We start from the raw sequence: 24366 nt of genomic DNA on the forward strand, positions 1-24366 counted from the left end.
GTCGGTGATGCTAGTGCAACGGCACTAAATGCGGCGACATCTAGCCCCGGAACTGTCGTCGCCGCTGACTTGAATGTCTAAGGTCAGCACATGATCGTTGCGCAAGAGACCGAGCCGGTGCGCGCATCGCGCGGCGGACGCCCCCGGGACCCGAGCCGGGACGGCGTCATCCGGGCCGCCATTCTGCGGCTCCTGGCCGAGGTCGGATACGGCGCACTGACCATGGACGCGGTGGCCGCGGAGGCCGGCGTCGGCAAGGCGACCATCTACCGCCGCTGGCGCACCAAGCACGACCTCGTGGTCGACACCATCTCCGACATCAACCGGGCCGTCGCGAGCCCACCGGACACCGGCTCGCTCGAGGGCGACGTCCGGGCGTTCATGGACCTCGTCGTCCAGACCGTGCAGAGCCCGGCGGGCGCGGCCGTCCGGTCGCTGCTGCCCGCGATGCAGTACCAGCCCGCGCTGGTCGAGGCCTTCCACAACGGCCCACTCCGGGTGTGGCGCAACGCCTTCGCCCAGATGTGGGCGCGCGCCGAGGCGCGGGGTGAGCTCCGCCCCGGCCTGGACCGCTCGGCCACGGCGGAGGCCGTGACCGCGCTGATCGTCCAGCGCTGGCTGCTCACCGGTGCGCCCCTGGACTCCGCCTACGTCGACGAGGCCTTCGAGACCGTCGTCCGGCCGCTGCTGCGCGCGGTCCGGCCGGCCGCCGGCTGACTCACCAGCCGAGCGTCCCCGGCTCCCCCTTGAACGGGCCGACCACCTCGTCGGTGATCCAGCCCCCGTAGAAGTCACCGGCCTGCGCGCGCACGACCTCGCCGTCGACGAGCGCACGGTCCACCCGGCTCGGGTAGAAGGCGACCGCTCCGCGCAGGTGCGCGTAGCGGTCCACCGGGTCCTCGTACGACCAGGCCACGGCCGGGAAGCGCCGCCCGTCGACGACGGCGTCCCAGTACGTGGCCGCGCCCTTCCACTCGCACCACGAACTGCCCTGCGCGCGCTGCAGGACGCCGTCGGCGACGTCCTCGCGGGGCACGTAGTAGACCGGCGGGTGGCTGGTCTCGCACACGCGCACGGCGTGGCCGGTGCTCGCCACGACGCGGCCGCCGAGCTCGACGACGACCCCCCGCCCGGTCACCTCGGCCGAGGGCGGGCGGGGGTAGTCCCAGACCGACTCCTGCCCCGGACCGACCGGGTCGGGGCGCGGGCGGCGCACGTCAGTCGTTGCGGTGCCGGACCTTCTGGACCAGCACGAGGGTCATCAGCAGGCCGACCGCGCCGACCGCCGCCATCCCCGCCGGCGTCTGCAGGAACTGCTGGACGGCGGCCTGCCCCTTCGACTTCAGGCGCTGCGGGCTGCTCCGGTAGACCAGCTGGTCCAGGGTCGCCGCGAGCGACTCACGGGCGGCGTCGATCTCCAGCTGGATCTGTCGAGGGTCGCGAGGCACGGGCGACAGCCTGCCAGACCGCGCCCGGGGCGGCGCGTCCGTCGGCCGGACGCCACCCGCACGGGCGGCTCCCTATGCTCGGGGTCCACGCGGGAGTGGTGTAACGGCAGCCACGCCAGACTTAGGATCTGGTGCCTTCGGGCGTGGGGGTTCGACTCCCCCCTCCCGCACGGACCTCACCCCAGCTCGACGTGCAGCTCCAGCGCCGCGGACGGCCGGGCGGGGTCGTCGTCGTCCACCACAGCCAGCAGGTGCACCTCGTCGCCCTTGGCCGCGCGCAGGGCCAGCCCCTCGACCTTGGTCACGCGGCCGTCCAGCAGCGGGACCGCCGCGACGTCCAGCACGGTGTCGCCCTCGACCAGCACCAGCGCGGCCGCCACCACGGGACCGTCGTCGACGGCGTTGTGGGTGTCCTCGGCGGCGGCACTGAGCAGCAGCCGGCCGTCGGGCAGGGCGATCGCGTCGGTGACCGCCAGCCCCACGCCCGCCACCTCGCCCAGGTCGTAGACCCGCGGCCGCTCGACCGGCACCGAGGCGGGACCCGTCCGGCCGAGGACTGCGTCGACCAGGCCCGCCAGCGGGACGTCGACACTGCCCGGCCGGACCCCGGCGGCCAGGTTGCCGCGGTTGAACCAGCGCACCGTGCCGCCGTGCCGGCTGGCGCCCTCCAGGTTGAGCTGGTCGTCGCCGAGCCCGAGGCACCGGTCCACGTGGGTGTAGAGCGGGGCGAGCTCGCCGGCCTGCGCCACGGGGCGGCCGTCGTCCAGGCGCACCAGCACGCCCCGCGTGCGGCGGGCCGTCGACCCCGAGCCGAGCAGCAGGACCGCCGGTTCCCCGTCGACCTCTGCGGGGCAGGCCACCTCGAGGTCGGGCTTGAGACGCTTCGTACCCGCCGCCTCGCTGAACCGGTCGAGACCCTCGACCGGCGGCAGCACCCGGAGCGGGGACAGCGAGCCGTCCCGCCACCACCCAGCATGGGTCGCGTCGTCCTGGGCGACCAGCCAACCGTCGCCCAGCGGAGCGACCGCGGAGGCGGCGGTGACGGGGGTCCCGTCGTCGAAGCGCAGGGTCCGGACGCCGCCCACCGAGATCAGCACACCGCCACTGTGCCTCCGCCCACAGCCGCGCGCCCGGGTTGCCGCCCCTCCCCGGGTCCTTTGCGCCACGGACACGGGTGCGGTCGTGGCACCAGGCGCGACGCGTCCGGGCACGTCGCCGGCGATGCCCCGTGACCCTCGCGATGACGCACGTCTCCGCTGGTCAGTAGCCGAGAAGTGTCAGAGCCCCGCTCTAGCGTGGGGGCGTGTTCGGGAGCGGGTACGGCGTCGGCCTGGACGGTGGCCGACCTGGCGCCGTGGCCGCCGGAGTTCGGGCCGCCGGTGACGGGGTCCCCGCCGCTGGGTGAGCTGCTGCCGGTCTGGGCGCGCACGCCGGAGGAGAAGGCCGCCGAGCTGCAGCGGGTGCAGCGGGCCAGGGCCGAGCTAGCCGCCTACGAGCTGGAGCTGGTCGCCGCATTCGCCGCCGACCGGCCGGCGTCGGCCGACCGGCAGCCCGGTGAGCCCGGAGCGGCGGCGGATGCCGGGGATGACTCGGCGCGAGAGGGGGTGAGCGAGTTCTTCCCCGACGAACTCGCCTTGACGCTGCACGGCTCCCGGGCGTCGACGACCACACTGACCGAGCACGCGCTCACCCTCACCCGGGCGCTGCCCGCCACCCTGGCCGCGCTGGCGGCCGGGGCGCTGGACTGGCCGCGGGCCCGCACCCTCGCCGAGGAGCTCGGCTGGCAGGTGCGCGGCACCGACCCGGCGGTGCTCGCCGCGGTCGAGGCGGTGGTGCTGCCGCAGGCCGCGGACCTGTCGATCCGCCGGCTCAAGGCGCGGCTGCGGGCGGAGCTGACCGCCCGCGACGCCGCGGCCGCCGACCGGCGCCGGGACCGGGCGCACCGGGCGGTGACCGTGCGCCGCCGCCCGGTCGGCGACGGGGTCAGCGAGCTGGTCGCCGGCCTGCCCGACGAGCTGGCCGCGGCCTGCCAGGCGACCATCGACGAGCTCGCCCGGCGGGCCAGGAAGGCCGGGGACGACCGGCCGCTCGGCATGCTCCGCTCGGGCGTCCTGGCCGATCTGGTGCTGCGCCCGTGGCGGGTGCCCGATCCGGTGACCGCGCACCTCGAGGTGCCGGTGCCGCCGGGGGCGTGCGGGCACCCAGCGGGGTGACCCGCACCAGCCGGCCACCGGACCCGCAGCTGACCGGGCCCCGCGTCCGCACCCGACCACCCGACCGGCCACCACCGGCACCCGACCCCGCGACGACCCACCACCCTTCGAGGACCGAGCCGAGGGGCACGTGACCAATGTCACGAGGGCGGAGTCACAGGGCCGCATCTGTGCAGTTCAACGGCTCGCTGAGCGTGATGAAGCCCGGACGCCGAGCGATGGGAGCCCGTAGCCTGGCAGGTAAGGCCCGTCGCGCAGTGCTGCCCGACCACGGCCGCCCCTTCCCCTGCACGTCATCGACCCCGTCGGAGCTCATGACCTCCCCGCGCCCCGAGACGACCGACCGAACCGAACTGATCGAGGACAAGGACAAGGACAAGGACAAGCCACAGGGCGTCCAACTGAGCGCCACACAGGTGGCCGCCGGTGCCCTGGCCGCGGTGTCCTCGGCCGTGGTGGCCTCCTTCTTCGGCCTTGCCGGCACGCTGATCGGAGCCGCGCTGGCCAGCGTGATCAGCACCGTCAGCGCCGCCCTCTACAGCAGCTCGCTGCAGAAGACGAACGACAAGCTGCGGCGGGCCCGCGGACAGCTCACCGGACGCCAGTCGGCGGTCGATGACACCCGGGTGGCACCCGCGGCCCCGGCTGCCGCGGCGACCCAGGTGCTGCCCGCGCACCTGGACCCCCGCCGTGCACCGGCCCGACGCGCCAAGCCGCGCTGGACGAGGGTGGCCGTCTACGCCGCCGCCGTCTTCGCGGTGGCCATGGGCATCGTGACCGGGATCGAGCTGATCGGGCAGCGCCCGGTGTCGGCCCTCGTCGGCGACACGGAGACCTCCACCACGACGACGATCGGCGCGATCACCAACGCCTCGTCGTCCTCCTCCACCGAGGAGCAGGAGGACGACCCCTCGTCCCCGTCGTCCCCCACCTCGACTGCGCCGGCCACCGAGACCAGCGCCCCGGCCACCGGGACCGGCTCCGACGAGGACGAGTCGACGTCGGACGAGGAGGAAGGGTCGGACAGCGAGGAGCCGGCGACGCCGACGCGGACCTCCGAGGCAGAGCCGACCACCGAGAGCGACCCGACGGAGTCCTCGGACGAGTCCTCCGAGGACTCCGCGCAGGACGACACGTCGCCCGCGGCCGAGGCCGAACCCACCCCCTGACCTCTCGCACCTGCAGAGCGCCCGCGGCCCCGGTGACCCACCGGGGCCGCGGGCGTTCTGGGCGTCAGGCCCGGACGGCGACCCTCGCGTCGAACCAGGTCTCCAACTGCCCGGCCGCCATCGGGTGGCACACGTAGAAGCCCTGAGCCACGTCACAGCCCATCGCGTTCAGGCTGTCGTGTGTCGCCTCGTCCTCGACGCCCTCCGCCACGGTGGTCAGCCCGAGGTTGTGCCCGAGCTCGACCACCGACCGCACGATGAGCGCGTTGCTCGGGTCGGTCGCCATCGGGGCGACGAAGGAGCGGTCGATCTTCAGCTGGTGGACCGGCAGGTCCTTGAGCTGGGCGAGCGAGGTGTAGCCCGCGCCGAAGTCGTCGATGGAGAGCGTGACCCCGCACCGGGCCAGCCGGGAGAGGATCCGCCGCGCCCGGTCCGGATCGGCCATGATCCCGCTCTCGGTGACCTCCAGCTCCAGACAGGACGCCGGTACCCGCCACCGCGCCAGCAGCTCCTGGACCTCCTCGACGGAGTGCTCGTCGAGGAGGTTGCGGGCCGAGACGTTGACCGCGACGGCGACGTCCCGGCCGGCCTCCCGCCAGCGGGCGCACTGCTCCAGGGCCGCGTCGACGACGTAGCGGGTCAGCGGCCGGATCAGCGGGGTGCGCTCGGCGAGGGGGATGAACTCCCCGGGCAGGATCAGGCCCCGCTGCGGGTGCTCCCAGCGCACCAGCGCCTCGACGCCGCACACGCGCCCGCCGGGCAGCGCGATCTTCGGCTGGTAGTGCAGCACCAGCTCGCCGTTGTCGATCGCCCGGCGCAGCTGACCGAGCAGGCCCAGCCGCTCGGGGCTGAGGTCGTTGAGCGAGGCGTCGTACACGCAGACGCCCAGGCCGCGCTCCTTGGCGGAGTACATCGCGATGTCGGCGTTCTGCAGCAACGCCTCGATGCCGTCCCCGTGCGCGCCGGACAGCGCGATGCCGATGCTCGCGTCCACGTCCAGGGAGACGCCCTCGACCTCGATGGGCGCCTCCATCGCGGCCAGCGCCCGGACCGCCAGCAGCTGGGCGGCCTCCTCGTCGGCGACGCTGGGCAGCAGGACGGCGAACTCGTCGCCACCGAGCCGGGCCACCGTGTCGCTGCTCCGGACCGCGGCACGCAGCCGGTCGGCGACCGCCTGCAGGACGCCGTCGCCGTAGGCGTGGCCGAGGGTGTCGTTGATCTCCTTGAACCGGTCCAGGTCGATGAGCACCAACCCCACCGTGCCGGCGTCGGCACCGGCCAGGGCCTCCTCCGCGCGCTGGCGCAGCAGGGTGCGGTTGGGCAGCCCGGTCAGCGCGTCGTGCAGCGCCTGCTGCCGGTTGCGCTCGGCCTGGGCGACGGTCTCCCGCCGGCTGCAGGTGAGGACCAGGGTGAACCAGCCGACCAGCGCCAGACCGACACCGAACAGCACCGGCGTGGTCACCAGCAGCAGCTGCTGGACGTCCCGCATGGACTCCAGCGACTCGTCCGCCGCGGTCCAGTGCAGCTCCGCCTCCGCCTGGATCCGGTTCCGGAGCAGGTCGAAGTGGGGGTCGAGGTAGACGTCCTCGAACTCCTCGGCGAAGCCGCGGTTCCCCACGGTGGTGGCCAGGAGCATGCCGACCGCGTACTCGTACCGGGCGTGCAGCCGCAGCCACTCCTCGACCGGGTCGTCGTGGCCGTCGGCGGCGACGGAGCCCATCGCCTCGATGGCCCTGCGGGTGGCCGCGCTGGTCTGGTCGTAGTGGGCGCGCAGCTCGGCGTCCGGCGTGACCGCGAGCCGGTCGACCAGCTCCTCCTGCATCCTCAGCGAGCGCTCGGCCGTCTGTGACCACTCCGAGACCGCGACGCTCTCCTCGACGTGCGCCGAGGCCCGGGCGTTGGCCACCGCAGCGGTCACCGAGAAGGCGGTGAGCACCAGCAGGACGGCGACCAGCCCGGCGGTCGCGGCGTGGCTGGACAGCCGGAGGGGAGCGGCCCGCCGCGGGCGGGCCGTCGGCCCGGGGAGTGAGCTGGGCTCGAGGAGCCAGCGGCTGTGGTGCATCGTCCCTCGTCCTCGCCGCACCCGCCTCGTGCGGGTGACAGGGACGCATCGGACGTTTCGCCCGTCCGGTTCACCCGGGGGCCGCTCACTCCTCCCAAGGGGGGAGCCCGGCCGGGGTCAGGATCGGCCGAGCAGCTCCGCGACCAGCGGGACGAGGGCGGCGAAGGCCTGGCCGCGGTGGCTGCGGGCGTCCTTCTCGGCCGCGGTGAGCTCGGCCGCGGTGCGGTCCACCCCGTCGGGCAGGAACACCGGGTCGTAGCCGAAACCGTTGGAGCCCCGGGCCTCCTGGACGACCCGGCCCCGCCACGACCGCTCGAGCACCCGCTCGGCGCCGTCCGGCGTGACGACCGCGGCCGCGCAGACGAACGCCGCCCCGCGCCGCTCGTCCGGCACGTCGGCCAGTTGCCCGAGCAGCAGGGCGGTGTTGGCCGCGTCGTCCCCGTGGCGCCCGGACCAGCGCGCGGACAGGACGCCCGGCATGCCGTTGAGCGCGTCGACGGTCAGGCCGGAGTCGTCGGCGACCGCCGGCAGGCCGGTGTACCGGACCGCCTCACGGGCCTTGAGCAGCGCGTTCTCCGCGAACGTCGCGCCGGTCTCCGGGGCCTCCGGGTACTCGGGGACGTCGCGCAGGCCGACCACGGCGACACCGGGGACGGCGCTCTCCAGCAGCCGCTGCAGCTCGGCGAGCTTGCCGGGGTTGCGGGTGGCCAGCAGCAGCCGGTCGCTCATCGGGGCGCCCGCTGCAGGGCCTCGGCCTGGAGGCGGGTGAGCTCGGCACAGCCGGCGACCGCGAGGTCGAGCAGGGCGTCGAGCGTGCCGCGGTCGAAGACACCGTTCTCCGCGGTGCCCTGGACCTCGACGAAGCTGCCCTCGCCGGTGCAGACGACGTTCATGTCGGTGCCGGCGCGGACGTCCTCCTCGTAGGCCAGGTCCAGCCGCGGCTGCCCGTCGACGACGCCGACGCTCACCGCGGCCACCGACTGCAGGAGTGCCTTCGGGCGGGCCAGCTTGCGCCGCTCTCCCAGCCACGAGACGGCGTCGGCCAGCGCGACGTAGGAGCCGGTGATCGCCGCGGTCCGGGTGCCGCCGTCGGCCTGCAGGACGTCGCAGTCGATGGCGATGCTGTTCTCCCCCAGCGCGCCGAGGTCGATCGCGGCGCGCAGCGAGCGGCCGATGAGCCGGCTGATCTCGTGGGTGCGCCCGCCGATGCGACCCTTCACCGACTCCCGGTCGCCGCGGGTGTGCGTCGCGCGCGGCAGCATCGCGTACTCGGCGGTGACCCAGCCCAGGCCCGAGCCCTTCCGCCAGCGCGGCACCCCCTCGGTGACGCTGGCCGCGCAGAGGACCCGCGTGCGGCCGAACTCGACCAGCACCGAGCCCTCGGCGTGGTCCAGCCAGTTGCGGGTGATCGTCACGGGACGGAGCTGGTCGGCCGCCCGGCCGTCGGGACGGGGCTTCGCCGCGGTCGTGGTCACGTCCGCCGACAGTAGTGCCGTCGAGGAGTGGGGCCCGGAGGGTCCCGCGACGAGACGGCGGGCGGGCTCGACGCAGGCCGGGACGGCTCGTGGACACCGTGTCGTCCGGTAGGACGACAATGTCGTGTGCGATCTGAGCTGCGGACGGTCCGGACCGGAGGCGTGCCCACGGTGGTCGACCTCACCGACGAGTGCGCCGAGTTCGTCCGCGGGGAGGCCGACGGGCTGCTGCACGTCTTCGTGCCGCACGCGACGGCGGGCGTGGCCATCATCGAGACCGGTGCGGGCAGTGACGACGACCTGCTCGCCCACCTCGACGTGCTCCTCCCCCGCGACGAGCGCTGGCGGCACCGGCACGGCAGCAAGGGCCACGGCCGCGACCACGTGCTCCCGGCGTTCGTCCCGCCGCACGCGAGCGTCCCGGTGCTGGAGGGCCGGATGCAACTGGGCACCTGGCAGCGGATCTGCCTGGTGGACACCAACACCGACAACCCGCAGCGGCACGTGCGGCTCTCCTTCCTCACCGGCTGAGGGACGACCCCCTGCACCGTGGTCGGCCGGGCGCGGCAGGATGACGGGCGTGACCGATACCGACGTCGCCCCCGTCCGCCTGGCCCCCGGTGACCCCGCACCGGAGTTCACGCTGCCCGACGCCGACGGCAACGCGGTGTCGCTCGCGAGCTACCGCGGCCGCCGGGTGATCGTCTACTGCTACCCCGCGGCCATGACCCCGGGCTGCACCACGCAGGCCGTCGACTTCACCGCCGCCGCCGGCGACCTGGCCGAGGCCGGCCTGGACATCATCGGCATCTCCCCCGACCCGCCGGAGAAGCTGCTGCGCTTCCGCGAGAAGGAGGGGCTGCGGATCACCCTGCTCTCCGACCCGGAGAAGCAGGTGCTCGCCGCCTACGGCGCGTTCGGACCCAAGAAGCTGTACGGCAAGGAGGTCGTCGGCGTCATCCGGTCGACCTTCGTCGTCGACGCCGGGGGGCGCATCGAGAAGGCCGCCTACAACGTCAAGGCCACCGGGCACGTGGCCAAGCTGCGCCGGGAGCTCGGCATCGGCTGAGCGGCCCGCTCCCAGGGCCCGCCGCGAGCTCGCGAGCGGTGGGGAAAGGAGAGGGTCCTTCCACCGGCAGGGCGGCCGCTCCAGTGCGTCACCGCTCAGGCCCGCCAGGTGCCCGGACGCGGCTGGCACTCCGGCCCGCACGGGTACCCGTCCTCCCACGGGAAGTGCCCGTTGGCGTGGCTCCAGGCCAGCTGGAACGCCGGCACCGAGTACTCGGCTGGTCGCCGGTAGAAGCGGTTGGCCCCCAGCACCACCTCACCGGGGTTGGGCGAGGCCTCGACGTACAGCCGGCCGGCCCAGTCGTCCCAGGTGATCAGCTCACCGGGCACCAGGTCGCGACCGGCGGCGACCTCCTCGGCCGCCCGCTGCAGCAGGCCGTGGGTGGTGTCGACGCACAGGCCCACCAGGACCAGTTCCGCGTGACCGAGCCCGAACAGGCCGATCGTGTAGCCGCAGGACGGCTCGTCGTCCGCCGCGCCGGAGCCGACGTACTGCACCGCCCACCGGTGCTGCCGGATGGTGCGGGCGAGGTGCGCGTCCTCCTGGTCCAGCCAGGTCGAGGTCTGCGGGTCGAGGGGCATGGGCGGAGCCTGCCCGGGAGGGACGTCCCCCTGCCGGTGGGCTGTGGACGCGGTCCCCGCCTGTGGAGGGAGCCGCGGACCGTCAGTCCCCCGCCTCCGCACGCCGGGCCCGGGCACGGCGGCGGCCCTCGTGCATGGCCTGCACGCGGGCGACCGGGATGGTGTGCCCCTCGGCGACCAGGTCGGCGGGGACCTCCTGGCGGTCCGGCAGCAGCGCCGTCCACGGGTCGCCGTCCCCCAGCCGGTCCGGTGCCGTCCGCACGGTGACGTCGCCGGGCCGCACCGACGGCAGGTCCGCCCACGCCACCGGCGCGGACACCGGCAGACCCGGGCGGATGCGGGGGCTGTAGGCGGCGACGATGGTCGAGGAACCGGATCGGGTGGAGTCGAGGAACACCCGGCCGTGCCGGTCCTCGCGGATGTAGGCGGTCGTCGCCAGGGCGGGGTCGAGCGCGGCGGCGCGGGCGGCCAGCGCCCGGGTCGCGGCGGCAGCGTCCTCGGGCCCGACACCCCGAACCGGGACGACGACGTGCACGCCCTTGGACCCGCTGGTCTTCACCGCGCCGGCCAGCCCGGCACCGGTCAGCGCCCGCCGCACCAGCTCCGCGGCCTGCACGACCACGGCGAAGTCGGCGCCCTCCGGCGGGTCGAGGTCGAGCACGATGCCGGTCGGCTCGGTCTCCTCGCCGGCGCGGAGGAAGGGGACGTGGAACTCCACGGCCCGCTGGTTGGCCAGCCACAGCAGCGTGCGGCGGTCGTCGCAGAGGACCTGGTGCACCTCGCGGTGGGCGCCGAAGGACCACACCGGCACGGTCCGGACCCAGTCCGGCGCACCCTTCGCGACGTTGCGCTGCATGAACGGCTCCTGGCCCGGCCGCACCCGCTTGACCGACAACGGCCGGCCGGCCAGCTGCGGCACCAGCCGGTCGGCGAACGCGTCGAGGTGGTCGACCAGCTCGCCCTTGGTGACCCCGAGCCCGTCGCCCAGCGGCGCGTCGAGGCTGGTCAGCCGGACGCCGTCCCGTTCGTCGTCGACCACCGGCCCACCGTGCCCGGCCCCGCGCGCCCGGGCAACCGCTCACACGTCGTAGCTGGCGCCCGGGGCGACGAGTTCGGCCGAGGGGAAGGCGGTCCGCGCGTCGGCGAGCTGCCCGGCGGCGTCCACCCAGGCCGGGACGTGCGTGAGCAGCAGCCGCCCGACGCCGGCCGCGGCGGCGTGCTCGCCGGCCTCCCGGCCGGTGAGGTGCAGGTCCGGCGGCAGACCGGGGACGTCGGGGTGCGCGGCCTCGGCCAGCAGGACGTCGGCGCCGCGGGCCAGCTCGACGACGGCGGCGCTGGCCCCCGTGTCGCCGGTGTAGACCAGCGAGCGGCCGCCGGCGGTGAGCCGGATCGCGTAGCACTCGACCGGGTGCGCGGTGCGGACCAGCTCGGCGGTGAACGGGCCGAGCTCGAGGTGCCCGGCACCCACCGGGACGAAGTCGAACACGTCGCTGAGCCCGTCGCCGTCCGCATCGTAGGCCAGCGCCAGCCGGCGCTCGGCGCCGACCGGGGCGAACAGCGGCACCGACGGCTTGGTGGCGCGGCCGGAGTAGCGGTGCCAGACGACGAACGGCGCGACGTGCAGGCAGTGGTCGGCGTGCAGGTGGGAGAGGTAGACCGCGTCGACGGTGTCGGGGTCGGCCACGGCCTGCAGGGCGCCGAAGGAGCCGTTGCCCAGGTCAAGCAGCACGCGGAAGCCGTCGTGCTCGACCAGGTAGCACGACGCAGGGGACACCGGGCCCGGGCCGCTGCCCGAGCACCCGACCACCGTCAGCTTCACGCTGTGCTCCCCCGCTCCATCGCCATCGGCGGGTCAGGCTAGCCGGGTGGGCCGGGAGACCACCGTCACGCCCGGAGCAGGACCCGGCTCGAGCAACACAGCAGGACCCGGCTCAGGCCCACAGCTGGCCCTCCAGTGCGGAGGTCGCCTCCTCAAGCGTGCCCGCGTAGGCCCCGGTGGAGAGGTACTTCCAGCCACCGTCGCAGACGATAAAGACGATGTCGGCCTTGCGGCCGGCGGCGACCTCCTTGTCGGCGATGCCGAGGGCCGCGTGCAGGATGGCGCCGGTCGAGATGCCGGCGAAGATGCCCTCCTGCTCGACCAGCTGCCGGGTGCGGCGGACGGCGTCCTGCGGTCCGACGCTGAACCGGGAGTCCAGCAGCGCCGGGTCGTAGAGCTCGGGGACGAACCCCTCGTCGATGTTGCGCAGCCCGTAGACCAGCTCGCCGTAGCGCGGCTCGGCCGCGATGACCCGCACCTCGGGCTTCTTCTCCCGCAGGAACCGCGAGACGCCCATGAGCGTGCCGGTGGTGCCGAGCCCGGCGACGAAGTGGGTGATCGAGGGCAGGTCGGCCAGGATCTCCGGGCCGGTGCCGGTGTAGTGGGCCTCGGCGTTGGCCGGGTTGCCGTACTGGTAGAGCATCACCCAGTCGTCGTGCTCGGCGGCCAGCCCCTTGGCGACGGCGACGGCCTGGTTGGAGCCGCCGGCCGCCGGGGAGCTGATGATCTGCGCGCCGTACATCTCCAGCAGCTGGCGCCGCTCGATCGAGGTGTTCTCCGGCATCACGCAGATCAGCCGGTAGCCCCGCTGCCTGGCCACCATCGCCAGCGAGATCCCGGTGTTCCCGCTGGTCGGCTCGAGGATGGTGTCGCCGGGCTTGAGCTTCCCCTCCTTCTCCGCCGCCTCGATCATCGAGATGGCGGCCCGGTCCTTGATCGACCCGGTGGGGTTGTGGTCCTCGAGCTTGGCCCACAGCCGGACGTCAGGGGTCGGCGACAGGCTCGGCAGCCCCACGAGCGGGGTGTTGCCGAGCGAGTCGACGAGGGAGGCGAATCGGGCCATGGGGGAGCTCTTCCGGGAGGCGGCGGGGTGGTGCGGAGCGGCGGACGCTCAGCAGCCGCCCGCGACCGCCGGGAGGATCGTGACGGAGTCGCCGTCCTTGACCTGGGTGTCCAGCGCACCGGTGAAGCGCACGTCCTCGTCGTTGACGTAGACGTTGACGAAGCGGTGCAGCTTGCCCTCCTCGGTGACGAGGCGGTTCTTCAGGCCCGGGTGCTTGGCGTCGAGGTCGTCGACGAGCGCGGCGAGGGTGTCCCCGGTGCCCTCGACGGTCTTGTTGCCGCCGGTGTGGGTGCGCAGGATGGTCGGGATCCGGACCTCGATGGCCATGGCGTGTGCGTTCTCCTCAGGACTCAGGGGTGTGCTGCCGCGCTGCCGCGCAGCGGACGTGCGTCTCGACGGGCCAACGCCCGCTCGTCGCGGGGCATTCCTGTGGCGGCCCCAGCGGGACCAGGTCCTTCGTCAGTCGTAGACGACGGTGGTCGGCGAGTGGCCGAACAGGTAGGACTCGACGACCTCGACGTCCTCCTCGGTGACGACGCCGTCGACGATGCGGAAGCTGCGGAACTCGACCTCGTCACCGGCCAGGCCGGTCTGCGCGCCGTGGTGCCGGGTGGAGACGAGGACGTAGTGCGCGTTCGGCTCCGACGCGTAGCTGATGTCGGTCCGCGAGGGGTACGCCTCGGTGGCGGTGTGCGAGTGGTAGATGACCACCGGCTCCTCGTCCCGGTCGTCCATCTCCCGGTACAGCTTCAGCAGGTCACCGGAGTCGAACTCGTAGAACGTGGGCGACCGCGCGGCGTTCAGCATCGGGATGAAGCGTTCCGGCCGGTCACTGCCCTCGGGCCCGGCGACGACGCCACAGGCCTCGTCCGGGTGGTCCTCCCGGGCGTGGGCCACGATGGCGTCGTAGGTCGCGCGGTCGATGCGCAGCACGGCACCAGTCTAGGCGGCCCGCCGACGGCCCCCAGCAGGGTCCCGCCCCGAGCTGGCGAGGGGCGGAGGGCAGGGGGTCCTTGCTCCGATACGGTGCCCGTTCGTGGTCCTCGAGCTGCTCATGGTCGCCGGCGTGCTGGTCCTGGCGGCGCCGGCGCTGGTGCTCGGCGCGCGGGGGCTCCTCCGCCGCACCGGGCACTACAGCAGCGACGTCACCGCCGACCGGGTCTCGCTGGTGCTGCTGGTCACCGGCCGGCTGGTGGTGCTGCTCCTCGTCGCCCTGCTCTCGCTCGTCGTCCTGGTCAGCGCCGTCGGGGCGATCGTGCGGGGCCTGGAGATGCCCGGCCTGGTCTCGGTGTTCTTCGTGCTGGACCTGCTGCTCGCCGCGCTGGTCGTGCTCACCTTCGGCCGGCGCGACCGGCGGCGAGTGCGTCGACGAGCGACCCCTGCAGGCCGGTGAGCCAGTAGTAGACGGCGAGCTGCTGCCCCTGCTCGCTGGTGAGGTCCTCCGGCGGCTCGGTGTCCTCCTGGATGTCCAGCCGGGTGCCCAGGGCCAGGCGCAGGTCGTTGCTGGTGCGCAGCCAGGCGGCCGCCTGCTCGGGGTCCAGCCGGACCGTCCCGCCGTCCGGCGGCAGGCCGGCGCGGACCGTGGCCAGGTCGTCGGTCTTGCCCGCGCGCAGCGCCGACTCGGTCAGCTCGCGGTAGTCGGCGGCCAGCTCGGGGTCGGTGCGGTGGCCGGCGGGCAGCAGCCGGTCGATCACCGGGTCACCGGCGACGTCCTCGGCGTCGGCAGTGAGCAGCTGGTCGAGCTGGTCGAGCAGGAGCGCGACGATGCGGGCCTCGGCCGGTTCCAGCTCGGCGACCAGCACGTCCCCCCTGCGGCGGAACGGCCTCATGCGTCCCGCTGGTAGCTGGCCCACAGCCCGTAGGCGTGCAGCCGGCTGGTGTCGTGCTCCATCCGCTCCCGCGGCCCGGAGCTCACGATGGCCTTGCCCTCCTCGTGCACCTGGAGCATCAGCGTGGTCGCCGTCGGCTCGTCGTAGCCGAACAGCTCCTGCAGCACGTAGGTCACGTAGGTCATGAGGTTGACCGGGTCGTTCCAGACGATGGTGACCCAGGGGCGGTCGAGGTCGCCGTGCTCCTCGACGGTCTCCTCCGGCGTCGGTGTCGGCGCGAGTGGTCCGGCCACGGCTCCACTCTAGGAGACCGTCCCGGGCGGTGGCCCTCCCCCGCCCCACCTAGGCTCCGGTGGCATGCCGACGGGTCCCGCCCTGTTCACCGACCGGTACGAGCTGACCATGGTCGCCGCGGCCCTGGCCGACGGCACCGCCGACCGCGACTGCGTGTTCGAGGTGTTCGCCCGGCGGTTGCCGCACGGCCGCCGCTACGGAGTGCTCGCCGGCACCGGCCGGCTGCTGGAGGCGCTGCCCGCGTTCCGCTTCACCGACGAGGACCTCGCCGCCCTGCGCGACCAGGGGCTCACCGACCCCCGGCTGCTGGACTGGCTGGCCGGGTTCCGCTTCAGCGGGGACGTCGACGGCTACGCCGAGGGTGAGCTGTTCTTCCCCGGCTCCCCCGTGCTGACCGTCCGCGCCCCGTTCGCCCAGGGGGTGCTGCTGGAGACGCTGGTGCTCTCGGTGCTCAACCACGACAGCGCGATCGCCTCCGCCGCGGCCCGGATGGTCACCGCGGCCTGCGAGCGGCCGTGCATCGAGATGGGCTCGCGACGCACGCACGAGGAGGCCGCGGTCGCCGCCGCCCGCGCCGCCCACCTGGTGGGCTTCGCCGCCACGTCGAACCTGGAGGCCGGCCGCCGGTACGGGGTGCCCACGACCGGCACCAGCGCGCACGCCTTCACCCTGCTGCACGACGACGAGGAGTCGGCCTTCCGCGCCCAGGTCGCCACGCTCGGCGTCGGCACGACGCTGCTGGTGGACACCTTCGACGTCGACCAGGGCATCCGCACCGCGGTGGAGGTCGCCGGGCCGGAGCTCGGCGCCATCCGGCTGGACTCCGGCGACCTGCCCACGCTCGCCGCCCACGCCCGCGAGCTGCTGGACTCGCTCGGCGCCACGCGCACGCGGATCATCGTCACCAGCGACCTCGACGAGTACGCGATCGCCGGGCTGATGGCCGCGCCGGTCGACGGCTACGGCGTCGGGACGGCTCTGGTCACCGGCTCCGGCGCACCGACGATGGGCATGGTCTACAAGCTGGTGGAGCGGGACGGCGTCCCGGTGGCCAAGCGGTCCCTGGGCAAGCCCTCGGTGGGCGGGCGCAAGTCCGCCGTCCGCCGGCACGACGCCTCCGGGACGGCGACCGCCGAGGTGGTGACCAGCGAGGCGGTCCTGCCCCGGGACGGCGACCGGCCGCTCATCGTGGAACTGGTCCGGGGTGGGCAGCTGTGCGCGCCGGCCACGCCGCGGGAGGCGCTGGCCGCTGCCCGCACGCACCACCGGCAGGCGCGCGAGGCGATGCCACCCGAGGCGTTCGCGCTGTCCCGCGGGGACTGCGCGATCGAGACCCTGACGGCCTGAGGAGGACGAGATGACCCGCGCGCTGCTGGTCGTGGACGTGCAGAACGACTTCTGCGAGGGCGGCAGCCTCGCCGTCGCCGGCGGTGCGGACGTCGCCGGTGCGATCAGCGCGCACGTCCGGGCGCACGCCGCCGACTACGCCCACGTGGTGGCCACCCGCGACCACCACGTCGACCCCGGGGACCACTTCGCCGACCAGCCGGACTTCCTGGACACCTGGCCGCCGCACTGCGTGGCCGGCACGGACGGCGCCGAGCTGCACCCCCGCCTGGAACGCGGGCCGATCGAGGCGGTGTTCGACAAGGGCAAGCACGCCGCTGCCTACTCCGGCTTCGAGGGGCGCGCCGCCGGCGTCGCCCTGGCCGACTGGCTGCGCGCCCGAGGGGTGGACGCGGTCGACGTCGTCGGCATCGCCACCGACCACTGCGTGCGCGCCACCGCGCTGGACGCGGTCGGCGAGGGCTTCTCGACGCGGGTGCTGCTGCCGCTGACCGCGGGTGTCAGCGAGTCCACCACGGACGCCGCGCTCGACCAGCTCCGCACCGCGGGCGTGGAACTCGAGGGCTCGGTCCACCGCGCCGGCTGAGGTCGGCGAGATCACCACCGCTCCACCGGGCCCTCTGACCCACGGAAGGCCCGCTGGACCGGTGCTGATCGAGGTCCAGAGGCGCTGGACAGCGGTTCGGCACGCATTCGCGGCGTCCCGGCGGGTCTCCCGGTCAGGACACGGGTGGCTCAGCGCCAGCCGGGAACGGCACCTCGCGGCGGTGTCGGTCCCTGCGAGTGGGGGCCGGAGGCCTCCGCGAGGAGGGACGGGTGGGGCTCAGCGCCGCCGGAGACGGCTCATGGCCGCGGTGTCATCCGGAGGATGACACCGGCAGAGCGTCGAGGACCTCGTCGCGGGTGAAGCCGAGCACCTGCAGGACGGCGTCGAGGTAGGGCTGGTTGAGCGCCGTGTGGGCCTGCTCCCGCACGTAGGGCTTGGCGTTGAAGGCGATGCCCAGCCCGGCGATGCCCAGCATGTCCAGGTCGTTGGCGCCGTCGCCGACGGCCACGGTCTGGTCGAGCGGGATGCCGTACTCGTCGGCGAAGCGGGCGAGCGCGCGGGCCTTGCCGGCGCGGTCGACGATCTCCCCCACCAGCCCCCCGGTCAGCCGCCCCTCGGCGACCTCCAGGGTGTTGGCGGCGGCGAAGTCCAGCCCGAGCTGTTCGGCCAGCGGGTCGGTGATCTGGGTGAAGCCGCCGCTGACGATGCCGCACCGGAAGCCGAGCCGCTTGAGGGTCCGGATGAGCGTGCGCGCGCCGGGGGTGAGCACCAGCGCCTCACGGACCTCGTCGAGCACCTCGACCGGCAACCCCTCGAGCGCGGCCACGCGGGCGCGCAGCGACTGGGCGAAGTCGAGCTCGCCGTTCATGGCGGCGGCGGTGATGCGGGCGACCTCGGCGGCCCGCCCGGCGCGGGCGGCCAGCTCGTCGATCACCTCACCGCGGACGAGCGTGGAGTCGACGTCGAGCACGATGAGCCGCTTGCTGCGGCGGGCCAGGCCCACCTGCTCCACGGCGATGTCCGCGCCGGACGCCGAGGCCACCGAGGCCAGCGCGGTGCGCAGCTCGGTGGCCTCCGCCCCGGAGACGGTCAGCTCGAAGCTGGTCACCGGGTAGTCCGACAGCCGCCGGATGGCCTCGATGTTGCCGCCGATGCCGGCGATGGCCGCCGCTGCACCGGCGACGGCCTCCGGCGGCACCGGCCGGCCGAGCAGGATGACGTGGTGCGGGCGGCCCTCGGGCGCAGCGTCCAGGCCGGCGTCGGCGGCCGACTCCACCTCGACCCGCACGCCCGTCGCCTCCGCCACCTCGGTGGCCAGCCGGCCGAGTGCGGCGAGGAAGTCCTCCTCCGCCACCCACCGGCCCTCCGTCGGCAGCGCCCCGACGACGACGCCGAGCACCAGCTGCCCGTGGACGACGACCTGCTCGATGTCGACCACCTCGACCGGCGGGAAGCCTCCGCCGGGCGCGGCCAGGGCGGCGAACAACCTCGCGGTGACCCCTCGCCGGTCGCCCCCGGAGACGGTCAGCAGCGCCCGCGGGGTGGAGACGGCGGTCGGTGACGTGCGGGGGGCGGGGTCGTGCAGCACGGCCGCCATCGTGCCGCACCGCCGTCCGGCCCCCTGCCCCCGGCCCGGACCGTCCCCGGGACGCGGCGACGCCCCGCCGGCCGGAGCCGACGGGGCGTCGCAGGTGAGGAACTGGACCGGCCACCCTTCAGGGTCCCGCCGGCCCCGTCCAGGGCACCGCGGCGAGCGTGCGAGGGGCGGGGAGGACGGGGTCCTCCTCCGGGGCGTGGGGGAGGGTGGTCCTTCCTCAGGTGGGGTCGGGGTCGTTCGGCCCCTGCCGTGGGCCGGCGGTGCCGCCCAGCTCGCTCACCCCGGCGTAGGGCTCGTGCCGCTTGCCCGCGTGCGCCTCGCGCTGCAGGCGCTCGATGAGGTGCGGGTAGTGCGCCTCGAACGCCGGCCGCTCGGAGCGGATCTTCGGGATCTCCACGAAGTTGTGCCGCGGCGGCGGGGACGACGTCGCCCACTCCAGCGAGTTCCCGTGACCCCAGGGGTCGTCCCGCAGCGCGAGGCGACCGTACTTCCACGACCGGAACACGTTGTAGAAGAACGGGATCGTCGAGGCGCCGAGGATGAACGAGAAGATCGTCGACACGGTGTTCAGCGTGGTGAACCCGTCGCTGGCCAGGTAGTTGGCGTAGCGCCGGGGGAAGCCCTCACCGCCGAGCCAGTGCTGCACCAGGAACGTGCCGTGGAAGCCGATGAAGGTCAGCCAGAAGTGCAGCTTGCCCAGGCGCTCGTCCATCATCCGGCCGCACAGCTTGGGGAACCAGTAGTAGACGCCGGCGTAGGCGGCGAACACGACGGTCCCGAAGACCACGTAGTGGAAGTGCGCCACGACGAAGTAGCTGTCGTTGACGTGCCAGTCCAGCGGCGGGCTGGCCAGCAGGACGCCGGTCAGGCCGCCGAGGAGGAAGGTGACCATGAAGCCGATCGAGAACAGCATCGGCGTCTCGAAGGTCAGCTGACCCCGCCACATCGTGCCGATCCAGTTGAAGAACTTGATGCCGGTCGGCACGGCGATCAGGTAGGTCAGGAACGCGAAGAACGGCAGCAGCACCGCACCGGTCGCGTACATGTGGTGCGCCCACACCGTCAGCGACAGACCGCCGATGGCGAGGGTCGCGAAGACCATGCCCTTGTAGCCGAACAGCGGCTTGCGGCTGAACACCGGGATGATCTCGGTGACGATGCCGAAGAACGGCAGCGCGATGATGTAGACCTCGGGGTGCCCGAAGAACCAGAACAGGTGCTGCCACAGCATCGGCCCCCCGTTCTCCTCCGAGTACACGAGGGCACCGAGCTGCCGGTCGGCCAGGAGGCCGAACAGCGCGGCGGTGAGGATCGGGAACGCGAAGAGCACCAGCAGGCTGGTGACCAGCGTGTTCCAGGTGAAGATCGGCATCCGGAACAGGGTCATGCCCGGCGCTCGGAGGCAGGCGATCGTGGTGATGAAGTTGACCGCACCGAGGATCGTGCCCAGACCCGAGACCGCCAGGCCGGCGATCCACAGGTCGGCGCCGGCGCCGGGGCTGTTCGTCGCGTCGGACAGCGGCGTGTAGGCGTACCAGCCGAAGTCCGCGGCACCGCCGGGCGTGAGGAAGCCCGACACGGCCAGCGTGGAGCCGAAGAGGAACAGCCAGTAGGAGAAGGAGTTCAGCCGCGGGAAGGCGACGTCGGGCGCGCCGATCTGCAGCGGCATGATCAGGTTCGAGAACGCGAAGAACAGCGGCGTCGCGAAGAACAGCAGCATCACCGTGCCGTGCATGGTGACCAGCTGGTTGTACTGCTCCGGCGACAGGAACTGCAGCCCCGGACGGGCCAGCTCGCCGCGCATCAGCAACGCCATGAGGCCGCCGATGACGAACCAGGCGAAGGATGTCACCAGGTACATCAGGCCGATGGTCTTGTGGTCGGTGGTCCGCAGCAGGTTCGAGAGCCGCGAGCCCTTCTCCGCCTGGTGAACCGGGCTCGGCCGGCTCACGATCGGCGCCGGTGCGATCGTCACGGCCGCAGCTTAGACGGTTCCCGGGACAGGCTTCCTGCCGACGCCGGAGGCACGCCGGTCCGCGCCGCTCAGCCGCCGTCCCCCCGTTGCCGGACCGTGACCTGGAAGGTCCCCGGTCAGCCGGTCCGGGTCCACGTCGTGACGTCGACCGACACGGTGACCGCCGTCCGCTCGGCCAGCCCGGCCACCACGGCGGCCAGCCGTTCGGGGCTGAGGTGGCGGGCGTGCGGGCCCATGCCGACCAGCGTCGTGACCGCCGCCCGGTCCAACTCCAGCCGCTCGCGGTGCCCCGCCGCGCTGACCGGGCGCAGGTGCGGCTCGAGCGTCGCCGCGAGCCGGGCGGCCTTGTCCGGGTCGACGCGCAGCAGCCCCAGCGGGCCGACCAGCTCGGTGAGGTGGTCGGCGGCCGGGGTGACGACCACCAGTCGCCCACCCGGCCGCAGCACCCGCGCCACCTCGGGGCCGTTGCGGGGTGCGAAGACCACCAGGACCCGGTCGACGGCGGCGTCGCGCACCGGGAGCCGGGCCCAGGCGTCGCCCACCACCGCCAGGGCCCGCGGGTGCGCACCGGCCGCGCGGCGGGCGGCGTAGCGGGAGGAGTCGAGGACCACCCCGACCGCGCCGGGCAGCCGCTCGAGGACCCCGGCCAGGTGCTGCCCGGTGCCGCCGCCCAGGTCGAGCAGGCTGCCCGGCGGGCCGTCGTCCCCCGCGACGACGGCGTCCCCGAGTGCGCGGGTCACGCCGGCGTAGTGGCCGGAGGCGAGGAAGGCGACCCGGTCGGCCACCATCGCCGCCGAGTCGCCGGACGGCGGGACGTGCCCGGGCGGCAGCAGGGTCACGTGTCCCTGCCGGGCCCGGTCGAAGGAGTGGCCGGCGGGACAGCGCAGCCCCGCGTCGTCCGGCCGCGCGGCCAGAGGCGCCGCGCACACCGGGCAGGCCAGCAGCCCGACCGCCCGGGCGGGCCAGGGCCGGCGGGGGCTCACCGGCTCGGGGCGGGGTGGACTGCCCGCGGGGCGCCGTGGGAGGACGCCTCGACGGCCCGTCCCGGGACGACGCCGACGGCGAGCGCCGCGGCCACCGCGCCGGCCGCGAACGCCGCCGGGTAGCCGGGGCCGCCCTCCACGAGCAGCGCGGCCAGCGGCACGGTGCCGGCCGCGGCGAGGTTCTGCACGGTGTTGTGGGTGCCGAGCGCCCGCCCGGCCCAGGCGCTGCCCGCCTGCTCGGCCACCGAGGTGAAGGCGATCCCGTTCGGGCTCACGGTGACGACCGCGGCCAGGACGACCGCGGCGGCGACGGCGGCCGGGCCCAGGACGTCCGGGGTCAGGACGGCGACGACGGCCAGCGTCCCGACGACCGCGGACACCGCGACGGCGGCCAGCCGCAGCGGCCCCACCCGGCTGCCCGCGCGGTCCGACCAGGCCCCCGCCCCGAGCCGCGCGGCGGCGCCGCCGAGCTGGGTGAGCGCCAGCAGCGTGCTGGCCGCCCCCACGGACCAGCCGGCCGCCCGCACCAGGAAGTCGAAGCTGAAGGCCGCGACCACGAACTGGGGGACGACGAGCAGCGTGCTCGCCGCGTGCACCCGCCACAGCACCGGCGAGCGGTACGGCGAGGCGGGCCGGGGCGCCCCCGCGGACCGCGCCAGCCGCGCCGGGTCGCGCACGAGCACCCCGACGAGGACGGCGGTGACCGCGCAGCCGGCGGCGAGCGCGGCGAACGCCGTCCCCGGACCCTCGGCGGCCAGCCGCGGCAGGGCGAACGCGGCCAGCCCGACGCCGATCGGCTGCCCCGCCTGGCGGATCCCCATGGCCAGGCCCCGCTGGGAGGCGGGGAACCAGCCGAGCACCAGCCGCCCGCTGGCCGCGTGCACCGAGGCACTGCCGGCCCCGGCGAGCAGCAGCCACAGCCCGGTGGTCACCGGTCCGTCCGCCAGCGCGGCGCCGGTCATCGCGGCCGCGGCGACGCCGAGGCCGGTGCTAAGCACCAGCCGCTCGCCGTACCGGTCGGCCGCGGCGCCCCACGCCAGCAGGCTGAGGACCAGGCCGGCCGTGGGCGCGCTCACCAGCAGGCCGATCGCCGCCAGCGAGAGCCCCTCCGCGCGCAGGGCGACGGTGAGGAAGGGCAGCCCGTTCTGGACCGCGCACGCGGCGACCAGCCCGACCAGGCTGACCCCGAGCTGCCGCCAGCGGGCCGAACCGTCGTCCGCCGTCACCTGGTGACCGGGTGGAAGGTCACGTCGCGCAGCACGCCGTCGTCGGCCACCGCCGTGACGAACGTGCCGTGCGGCTGCCGGCGCCGGTCGGTGGGCGAGCCGGGGTTCACCAGCCGCAGGCCGGATGGCGTGCCCGCGCTCGGTGTCACCGTGTCCCAGGGGATGTGGCTGTGGCCGAACACCAGCAGGTCGGTGCCGGGGAAGCGGGCGGCGCAGCGGGCCCCGCGGCCCTTCTTGTCCCCCGTCTCGTGGACGACGGCCATCCGGAGGCCGCCGACCTCCGCGCGGGCCACCTCGGGCAGCCGCTCGCGCAGCGCGCCGTGGTCGTTGTTGCCGTGGACGGCGACCAGCCGGCGGGCGCGCTCCTCGAAGCGGTCCAGCAGGGCGACGTCCACCCAGTCGCCGGCGTGCACGACGACGTCCGCGGCGTCGATGGCCGCCCACAGCGCGCCGGGGAGGTCACGCGCCCGCTTCGGGACGTGCGTGTCCGCCGTGAACACGAGGGAGACCGGCACGACGACATCGTCGCCCTCGGGCCGACGCCGCGCCCACCCGCGGTCCCCCACCACCGGGAGACCCGGGAGCTCAACCCCGCTCGGCCATCGCGCGCAGTCGCTCGTTGTAGGCGGCGAGCTCGGCGTCCGCGGTGCGGTCGGCGACCCGGTCCAGCCGGCGGGCCTTCCGCTGCTCGGAGCCCATCCAGGCGAACAACACCAGCGCCATGACGAACACCGTCGGGATCTCGCCGAAGGACCAGGCGATGCTCCCGGCGGTCTTCTGGTCCGCCAGCGGGTCGATGCCCCAGCCGGCGGGCGGGTCCGCGAACGTCTCGACCACCAGGGAGCCGGCCATCAGGATCGCGACGCCGAAGAAGGCGTGGAAGGGCATCGGGAGCAGCAGCTCGACCATCCGGCCGCCGTGGCCCGTCGTCCGGGGCCACGGGTCCTGGGCCAGGATCGGGCCGAAGAACAGCAGTCCGGTCACCGTGAAGTGGGCGAGCATGAACTGGTGCCCGAGCGGGTTGCCCATCAGCGCGTCGAAGACCGGTGTGAAGTAGACGGCGTAGAGGCTGGCCAGGAACAGCGGCAGGGTGAACGCCGGGTGGGACAGCACGCGGGCGACCCGGCTGTGCAGCGCGTCGAGCAGCAGCGCCCGCGGGACGCCGGCCAGCCGCTTGCCGCGCGGGAGCGTCCGCAGCGCGAGGGTGACCGGGGCGCCGAGCAGCAGCAGGATCGGCGCGATCATCGACAGCACCATGTGCTGGGCCATGTGCAGGCTGAACAGCACCATGCTGTAGCCGTTGAGCCAGGTTCCGGTCACCGCGAACAGCGAGAGGCAGCCGGCGACCCAGGCCGCCGTCCGCCACCACGGCCAGCGCACGCCCGAGCGGCGCAGCACGGCGACCGCGACGGGGTAGCCGACCAGGCCGACCAGGCTCAGGACCGCCAGCCACGACCAGCCGTCGAGGTGGGGCAGGAACACCCGCCCCCAGGTCGGCGGCTCCGCGGGCACCCACATGCCCGAGTGGTGACCGTGGTCCACCGCGTCCTCCTGCCCCGCCGCGCCGTCTGCGGTCCCACTGTCCCACCACAGGACCCGACCGGGTGGCCCCGTCCAGCGCCCGCCGCGGCCCCCTGCAGGGTCCCGCCGCGAGCCTGCGAGTGACGGG

28 protein-coding genes and 1 tRNA gene are annotated in these 24366 nt (G+C 74.5%); 9 read left to right on the plus strand and 20 right to left on the minus strand.

The annotated features are described in order from the left end of the window. Positions 1–90: 90 nt before the first annotated feature. Positions 91–717, plus strand: coding sequence for a TetR/AcrR family transcriptional regulator (locus ACI78Z_RS17925; protein WP_457037901.1), 627 nt, complete (start codon positions 91–93; stop codon positions 715–717). A 1-nt stretch (position 718) separates the two neighbouring features. On the opposite strand, the gene ACI78Z_RS17930 is transcribed toward ACI78Z_RS17925, so the two are convergent. Both ACI78Z_RS17930 and ACI78Z_RS17935 read right to left on the minus strand, forming a co-directional pair. After that, on the minus strand, positions 719–1216 hold the full coding sequence (locus tag ACI78Z_RS17930; RefSeq protein WP_457037902.1) for a DUF427 domain-containing protein: 498 nt from the start codon (positions 1214–1216) through the stop codon (positions 719–721). A 1-nt stretch (position 1217) separates the two neighbouring features. After that, positions 1218–1448, minus strand: a complete 231-nt coding sequence (locus ACI78Z_RS17935; protein WP_091383068.1) for a DUF3618 domain-containing protein — start codon at positions 1446–1448, stop codon at positions 1218–1220. A gap of 89 nt (positions 1449–1537) precedes the next feature. Here ACI78Z_RS17935 and ACI78Z_RS17940 point away from each other — a divergent pair. Then, positions 1538–1618: transfer RNA gene (locus ACI78Z_RS17940), tRNA-Leu, on the plus strand. 6 nt (positions 1619–1624) lie between these two features. Here ACI78Z_RS17940 and ACI78Z_RS17945 read toward each other — a convergent pair. Then, positions 1625–2545 carry a DUF6910 family protein gene (locus ACI78Z_RS17945; RefSeq protein ID WP_457037903.1) on the minus strand — a complete coding sequence of 307 codons (921 nt, stop codon included), beginning with the start codon at positions 2543–2545 and terminating at the stop codon, positions 1625–1627. A 240-nt stretch (positions 2546–2785) separates the two neighbouring features. Between ACI78Z_RS17945 and ACI78Z_RS17950 the strand changes: the two genes are divergently transcribed. Both ACI78Z_RS17950 and ACI78Z_RS17955 read left to right on the plus strand, forming a co-directional pair. Then, complete coding sequence (locus ACI78Z_RS17950; protein WP_457037904.1) at positions 2786–3661, plus strand: DUF222 domain-containing protein; 876 nt, start codon at positions 2786–2788, stop codon at positions 3659–3661. A gap of 314 nt (positions 3662–3975) precedes the next feature. After that, positions 3976–4830, plus strand: a complete 855-nt coding sequence (locus ACI78Z_RS17955) for a hypothetical protein (RefSeq protein ID WP_457037905.1) — start codon at positions 3976–3978, stop codon at positions 4828–4830. Positions 4831–4894: 64 nt separating this feature from the next. Here the strand turns inward: ACI78Z_RS17955 and ACI78Z_RS17960 are convergent, their stop codons facing one another. The 3 genes from ACI78Z_RS17960 to rph all read right to left on the minus strand — a co-directional run bounded on the left by ACI78Z_RS17960 (position 4895) and on the right by rph (position 8367). Next, on the minus strand, positions 4895–6892 hold the full coding sequence (locus ACI78Z_RS17960) for a putative bifunctional diguanylate cyclase/phosphodiesterase (protein WP_457037906.1): 1998 nt from the start codon (positions 6890–6892) through the stop codon (positions 4895–4897). Positions 6893–7009: 117 nt separating this feature from the next. Further along, on the minus strand, positions 7010–7621 hold the full coding sequence (rdgB, locus tag ACI78Z_RS17965) for an RdgB/HAM1 family non-canonical purine NTP pyrophosphatase (RefSeq protein ID WP_457037907.1): 612 nt from the start codon (positions 7619–7621) through the stop codon (positions 7010–7012). Continuing rightward, positions 7618–8367 carry a ribonuclease PH gene (gene rph, locus ACI78Z_RS17970; RefSeq protein WP_457037908.1) on the minus strand — a complete coding sequence of 250 codons (750 nt, stop codon included), beginning with the start codon at positions 8365–8367 and terminating at the stop codon, positions 7618–7620. Before rph ends, rdgB begins: the two co-directional genes overlap by 4 nt. A gap of 162 nt (positions 8368–8529) precedes the next feature. On the opposite strand from rph, the gene ACI78Z_RS17975 reads away from it, so the two are divergent. Together ACI78Z_RS17975 and bcp are read left to right on the plus strand one after the other, a co-directional pair. Further along, a complete protein-coding gene (locus ACI78Z_RS17975; RefSeq protein WP_457037909.1) occupies positions 8530–8898 on the plus strand; it encodes a YjbQ family protein in 369 nt (122 codons plus the stop codon). Positions 8899–8938: 40 nt separating this feature from the next. After that, the gene (bcp, locus tag ACI78Z_RS17980; RefSeq protein ID WP_457037910.1) at positions 8939–9436 is read left to right on the plus strand and encodes a thioredoxin-dependent thiol peroxidase; all 498 of its coding nucleotides are present in this window, start codon (positions 8939–8941) and stop codon (positions 9434–9436) included. A 95-nt stretch (positions 9437–9531) separates the two neighbouring features. Here the strand turns inward: bcp and ACI78Z_RS17985 are convergent, their stop codons facing one another. The 6 genes from ACI78Z_RS17985 to ACI78Z_RS18010 form a co-directional block, all read right to left on the minus strand. After that, positions 9532–10017 carry a DUF4262 domain-containing protein gene (locus ACI78Z_RS17985; protein WP_457037911.1) on the minus strand — a complete coding sequence of 162 codons (486 nt, stop codon included), beginning with the start codon at positions 10015–10017 and terminating at the stop codon, positions 9532–9534. An 82-nt stretch (positions 10018–10099) separates the two neighbouring features. Beyond that, entirely contained in the window at positions 10100–11056 is a 957-nt protein-coding gene (locus ACI78Z_RS17990) for a DNA polymerase domain-containing protein (RefSeq protein WP_457037912.1), read from the minus strand. A gap of 39 nt (positions 11057–11095) precedes the next feature. Beyond that, the gene (locus ACI78Z_RS17995) at positions 11096–11836 is read right to left on the minus strand and encodes an MBL fold metallo-hydrolase (RefSeq protein ID WP_457037913.1); all 741 of its coding nucleotides are present in this window, start codon (positions 11834–11836) and stop codon (positions 11096–11098) included. A 112-nt stretch (positions 11837–11948) separates the two neighbouring features. Beyond that, a complete protein-coding gene (locus ACI78Z_RS18000) occupies positions 11949–12899 on the minus strand; it encodes a PLP-dependent cysteine synthase family protein (protein WP_457037914.1) in 951 nt (316 codons plus the stop codon). Positions 12900–12947: 48 nt separating this feature from the next. Further along, positions 12948–13226 (minus strand): ubiquitin-like small modifier protein 1, encoded by a 279-nt coding sequence (locus ACI78Z_RS18005; RefSeq protein WP_457037915.1) that lies wholly within the window; start codon positions 13224–13226, stop codon positions 12948–12950. 132 nt (positions 13227–13358) lie between these two features. Further along, positions 13359–13832, minus strand: coding sequence for a Mov34/MPN/PAD-1 family protein (locus ACI78Z_RS18010; protein ID WP_457037916.1), 474 nt, complete (start codon positions 13830–13832; stop codon positions 13359–13361). A 103-nt stretch (positions 13833–13935) separates the two neighbouring features. On the opposite strand from ACI78Z_RS18010, the gene ACI78Z_RS18015 reads away from it, so the two are divergent. Further along, complete coding sequence (locus tag ACI78Z_RS18015; RefSeq protein WP_457037917.1) at positions 13936–14292, plus strand: hypothetical protein; 357 nt, start codon at positions 13936–13938, stop codon at positions 14290–14292. Here the strand turns inward: ACI78Z_RS18015 and ACI78Z_RS18020 are convergent. Continuing rightward, positions 14231–14728, minus strand: a complete 498-nt coding sequence (locus ACI78Z_RS18020; protein ID WP_457037918.1) for a DUF2017 family protein — start codon at positions 14726–14728, stop codon at positions 14231–14233. The two genes, ACI78Z_RS18015 and ACI78Z_RS18020, sit on opposite strands and share 62 nt — an antisense overlap. Then, the gene (clpS, locus tag ACI78Z_RS18025; RefSeq protein ID WP_457037919.1) at positions 14725–15021 is read right to left on the minus strand and encodes an ATP-dependent Clp protease adapter ClpS; all 297 of its coding nucleotides are present in this window, start codon (positions 15019–15021) and stop codon (positions 14725–14727) included. Before clpS ends, ACI78Z_RS18020 begins: the two co-directional genes overlap by 4 nt. Positions 15022–15085: 64 nt before the next feature. On the opposite strand from clpS, the gene ACI78Z_RS18030 reads away from it, so the two are divergent. Both ACI78Z_RS18030 and ACI78Z_RS18035 read left to right on the plus strand, forming a co-directional pair. After that, positions 15086–16369: a nicotinate phosphoribosyltransferase gene (locus ACI78Z_RS18030; RefSeq protein WP_457037920.1), complete on the plus strand. Its 1284-nt coding sequence runs from the start codon at positions 15086–15088 to the stop codon at positions 16367–16369. A gap of 10 nt (positions 16370–16379) precedes the next feature. Further along, complete coding sequence (locus tag ACI78Z_RS18035; RefSeq protein WP_457037921.1) at positions 16380–16955, plus strand: isochorismatase family protein; 576 nt, start codon at positions 16380–16382, stop codon at positions 16953–16955. Between the two features lie 271 nt (positions 16956–17226). Here ACI78Z_RS18035 and serB read toward each other — a convergent pair whose 3' ends face one another. The 6 genes from serB to ACI78Z_RS18065 form a co-directional block, all read right to left on the minus strand. Then, positions 17227–18504, minus strand: coding sequence for a phosphoserine phosphatase SerB (gene serB / locus ACI78Z_RS18040; protein ID WP_457037922.1), 1278 nt, complete (start codon positions 18502–18504; stop codon positions 17227–17229). A gap of 226 nt (positions 18505–18730) precedes the next feature. Then, positions 18731–20488, minus strand: a complete 1758-nt coding sequence (gene ctaD, locus ACI78Z_RS18045; RefSeq protein WP_457037923.1) for an aa3-type cytochrome oxidase subunit I — start codon at positions 20486–20488, stop codon at positions 18731–18733. Positions 20489–20604: 116 nt separating this feature from the next. Beyond that, positions 20605–21471 carry a putative RNA methyltransferase gene (locus tag ACI78Z_RS18050; RefSeq protein WP_457037924.1) on the minus strand — a complete coding sequence of 289 codons (867 nt, stop codon included), beginning with the start codon at positions 21469–21471 and terminating at the stop codon, positions 20605–20607. Beyond that, complete coding sequence (locus tag ACI78Z_RS18055; protein ID WP_457037925.1) at positions 21468–22697, minus strand: MFS transporter; 1230 nt, start codon at positions 22695–22697, stop codon at positions 21468–21470. The genes ACI78Z_RS18050 and ACI78Z_RS18055 overlap by 4 nt, the downstream gene beginning before the upstream one ends. Beyond that, positions 22694–23212: a metallophosphoesterase family protein gene (locus ACI78Z_RS18060; protein WP_457037926.1), complete on the minus strand. Its 519-nt coding sequence runs from the start codon at positions 23210–23212 to the stop codon at positions 22694–22696. Before ACI78Z_RS18060 ends, ACI78Z_RS18055 begins: the two co-directional genes overlap by 4 nt. Positions 23213–23282: 70 nt before the next feature. Next, a complete protein-coding gene (locus ACI78Z_RS18065; RefSeq protein WP_457037927.1) occupies positions 23283–24239 on the minus strand; it encodes a cytochrome c oxidase assembly protein in 957 nt (318 codons plus the stop codon). Positions 24240–24366: the final 127 nt, after the last annotated feature.

Source organism: Geodermatophilus sp. SYSU D01176, from assembly GCF_054050015.1.

What these genes read in the sequence shown, in the direction of transcription:
- ACI78Z_RS17955 (WP_457037905.1), top strand. Translation starts at nt 3,976, where the DNA reads ATGACCTCCCCGCGCCCCGAGACGACCGACCGAACCGAACTGATCGAG.
- rdgB (WP_457037907.1), bottom strand. Translation starts at nt 7,621, where the DNA reads ATGAGCGACCGGCTGCTGCTGGCCACCCGCAACCCCGGCAAGCTCGCC.
- ACI78Z_RS18020 (WP_457037918.1), bottom strand. Translation starts at nt 14,728, where the DNA reads ATGAGGCCGTTCCGCCGCAGGGGGGACGTGCTGGTCGCCGAGCTGGAA.
- ACI78Z_RS18000 (WP_457037914.1), bottom strand. Translation starts at nt 12,899, where the DNA reads ATGGCCCGATTCGCCTCCCTCGTCGACTCGCTCGGCAACACCCCGCTC.
- ACI78Z_RS17960 (WP_457037906.1), bottom strand. Translation starts at nt 6,892, where the DNA reads ATGCACCACAGCCGCTGGCTCCTCGAGCCCAGCTCACTCCCCGGGCCG.
- ACI78Z_RS18030 (WP_457037920.1), top strand. Translation starts at nt 15,086, where the DNA reads ATGCCGACGGGTCCCGCCCTGTTCACCGACCGGTACGAGCTGACCATG.
- ACI78Z_RS17985 (WP_457037911.1), bottom strand. Translation starts at nt 10,017, where the DNA reads ATGCCCCTCGACCCGCAGACCTCGACCTGGCTGGACCAGGAGGACGCG.
- ACI78Z_RS18005 (WP_457037915.1), bottom strand. Translation starts at nt 13,226, where the DNA reads ATGGCCATCGAGGTCCGGATCCCGACCATCCTGCGCACCCACACCGGC.
- bcp (WP_457037910.1), top strand. Translation starts at nt 8,939, where the DNA reads ATGACGGGCGTGACCGATACCGACGTCGCCCCCGTCCGCCTGGCCCCC.
- ACI78Z_RS17925 (WP_457037901.1), top strand. Translation starts at nt 91, where the DNA reads ATGATCGTTGCGCAAGAGACCGAGCCGGTGCGCGCATCGCGCGGCGGA.
- ACI78Z_RS18035 (WP_457037921.1), top strand. Translation starts at nt 16,380, where the DNA reads ATGACCCGCGCGCTGCTGGTCGTGGACGTGCAGAACGACTTCTGCGAG.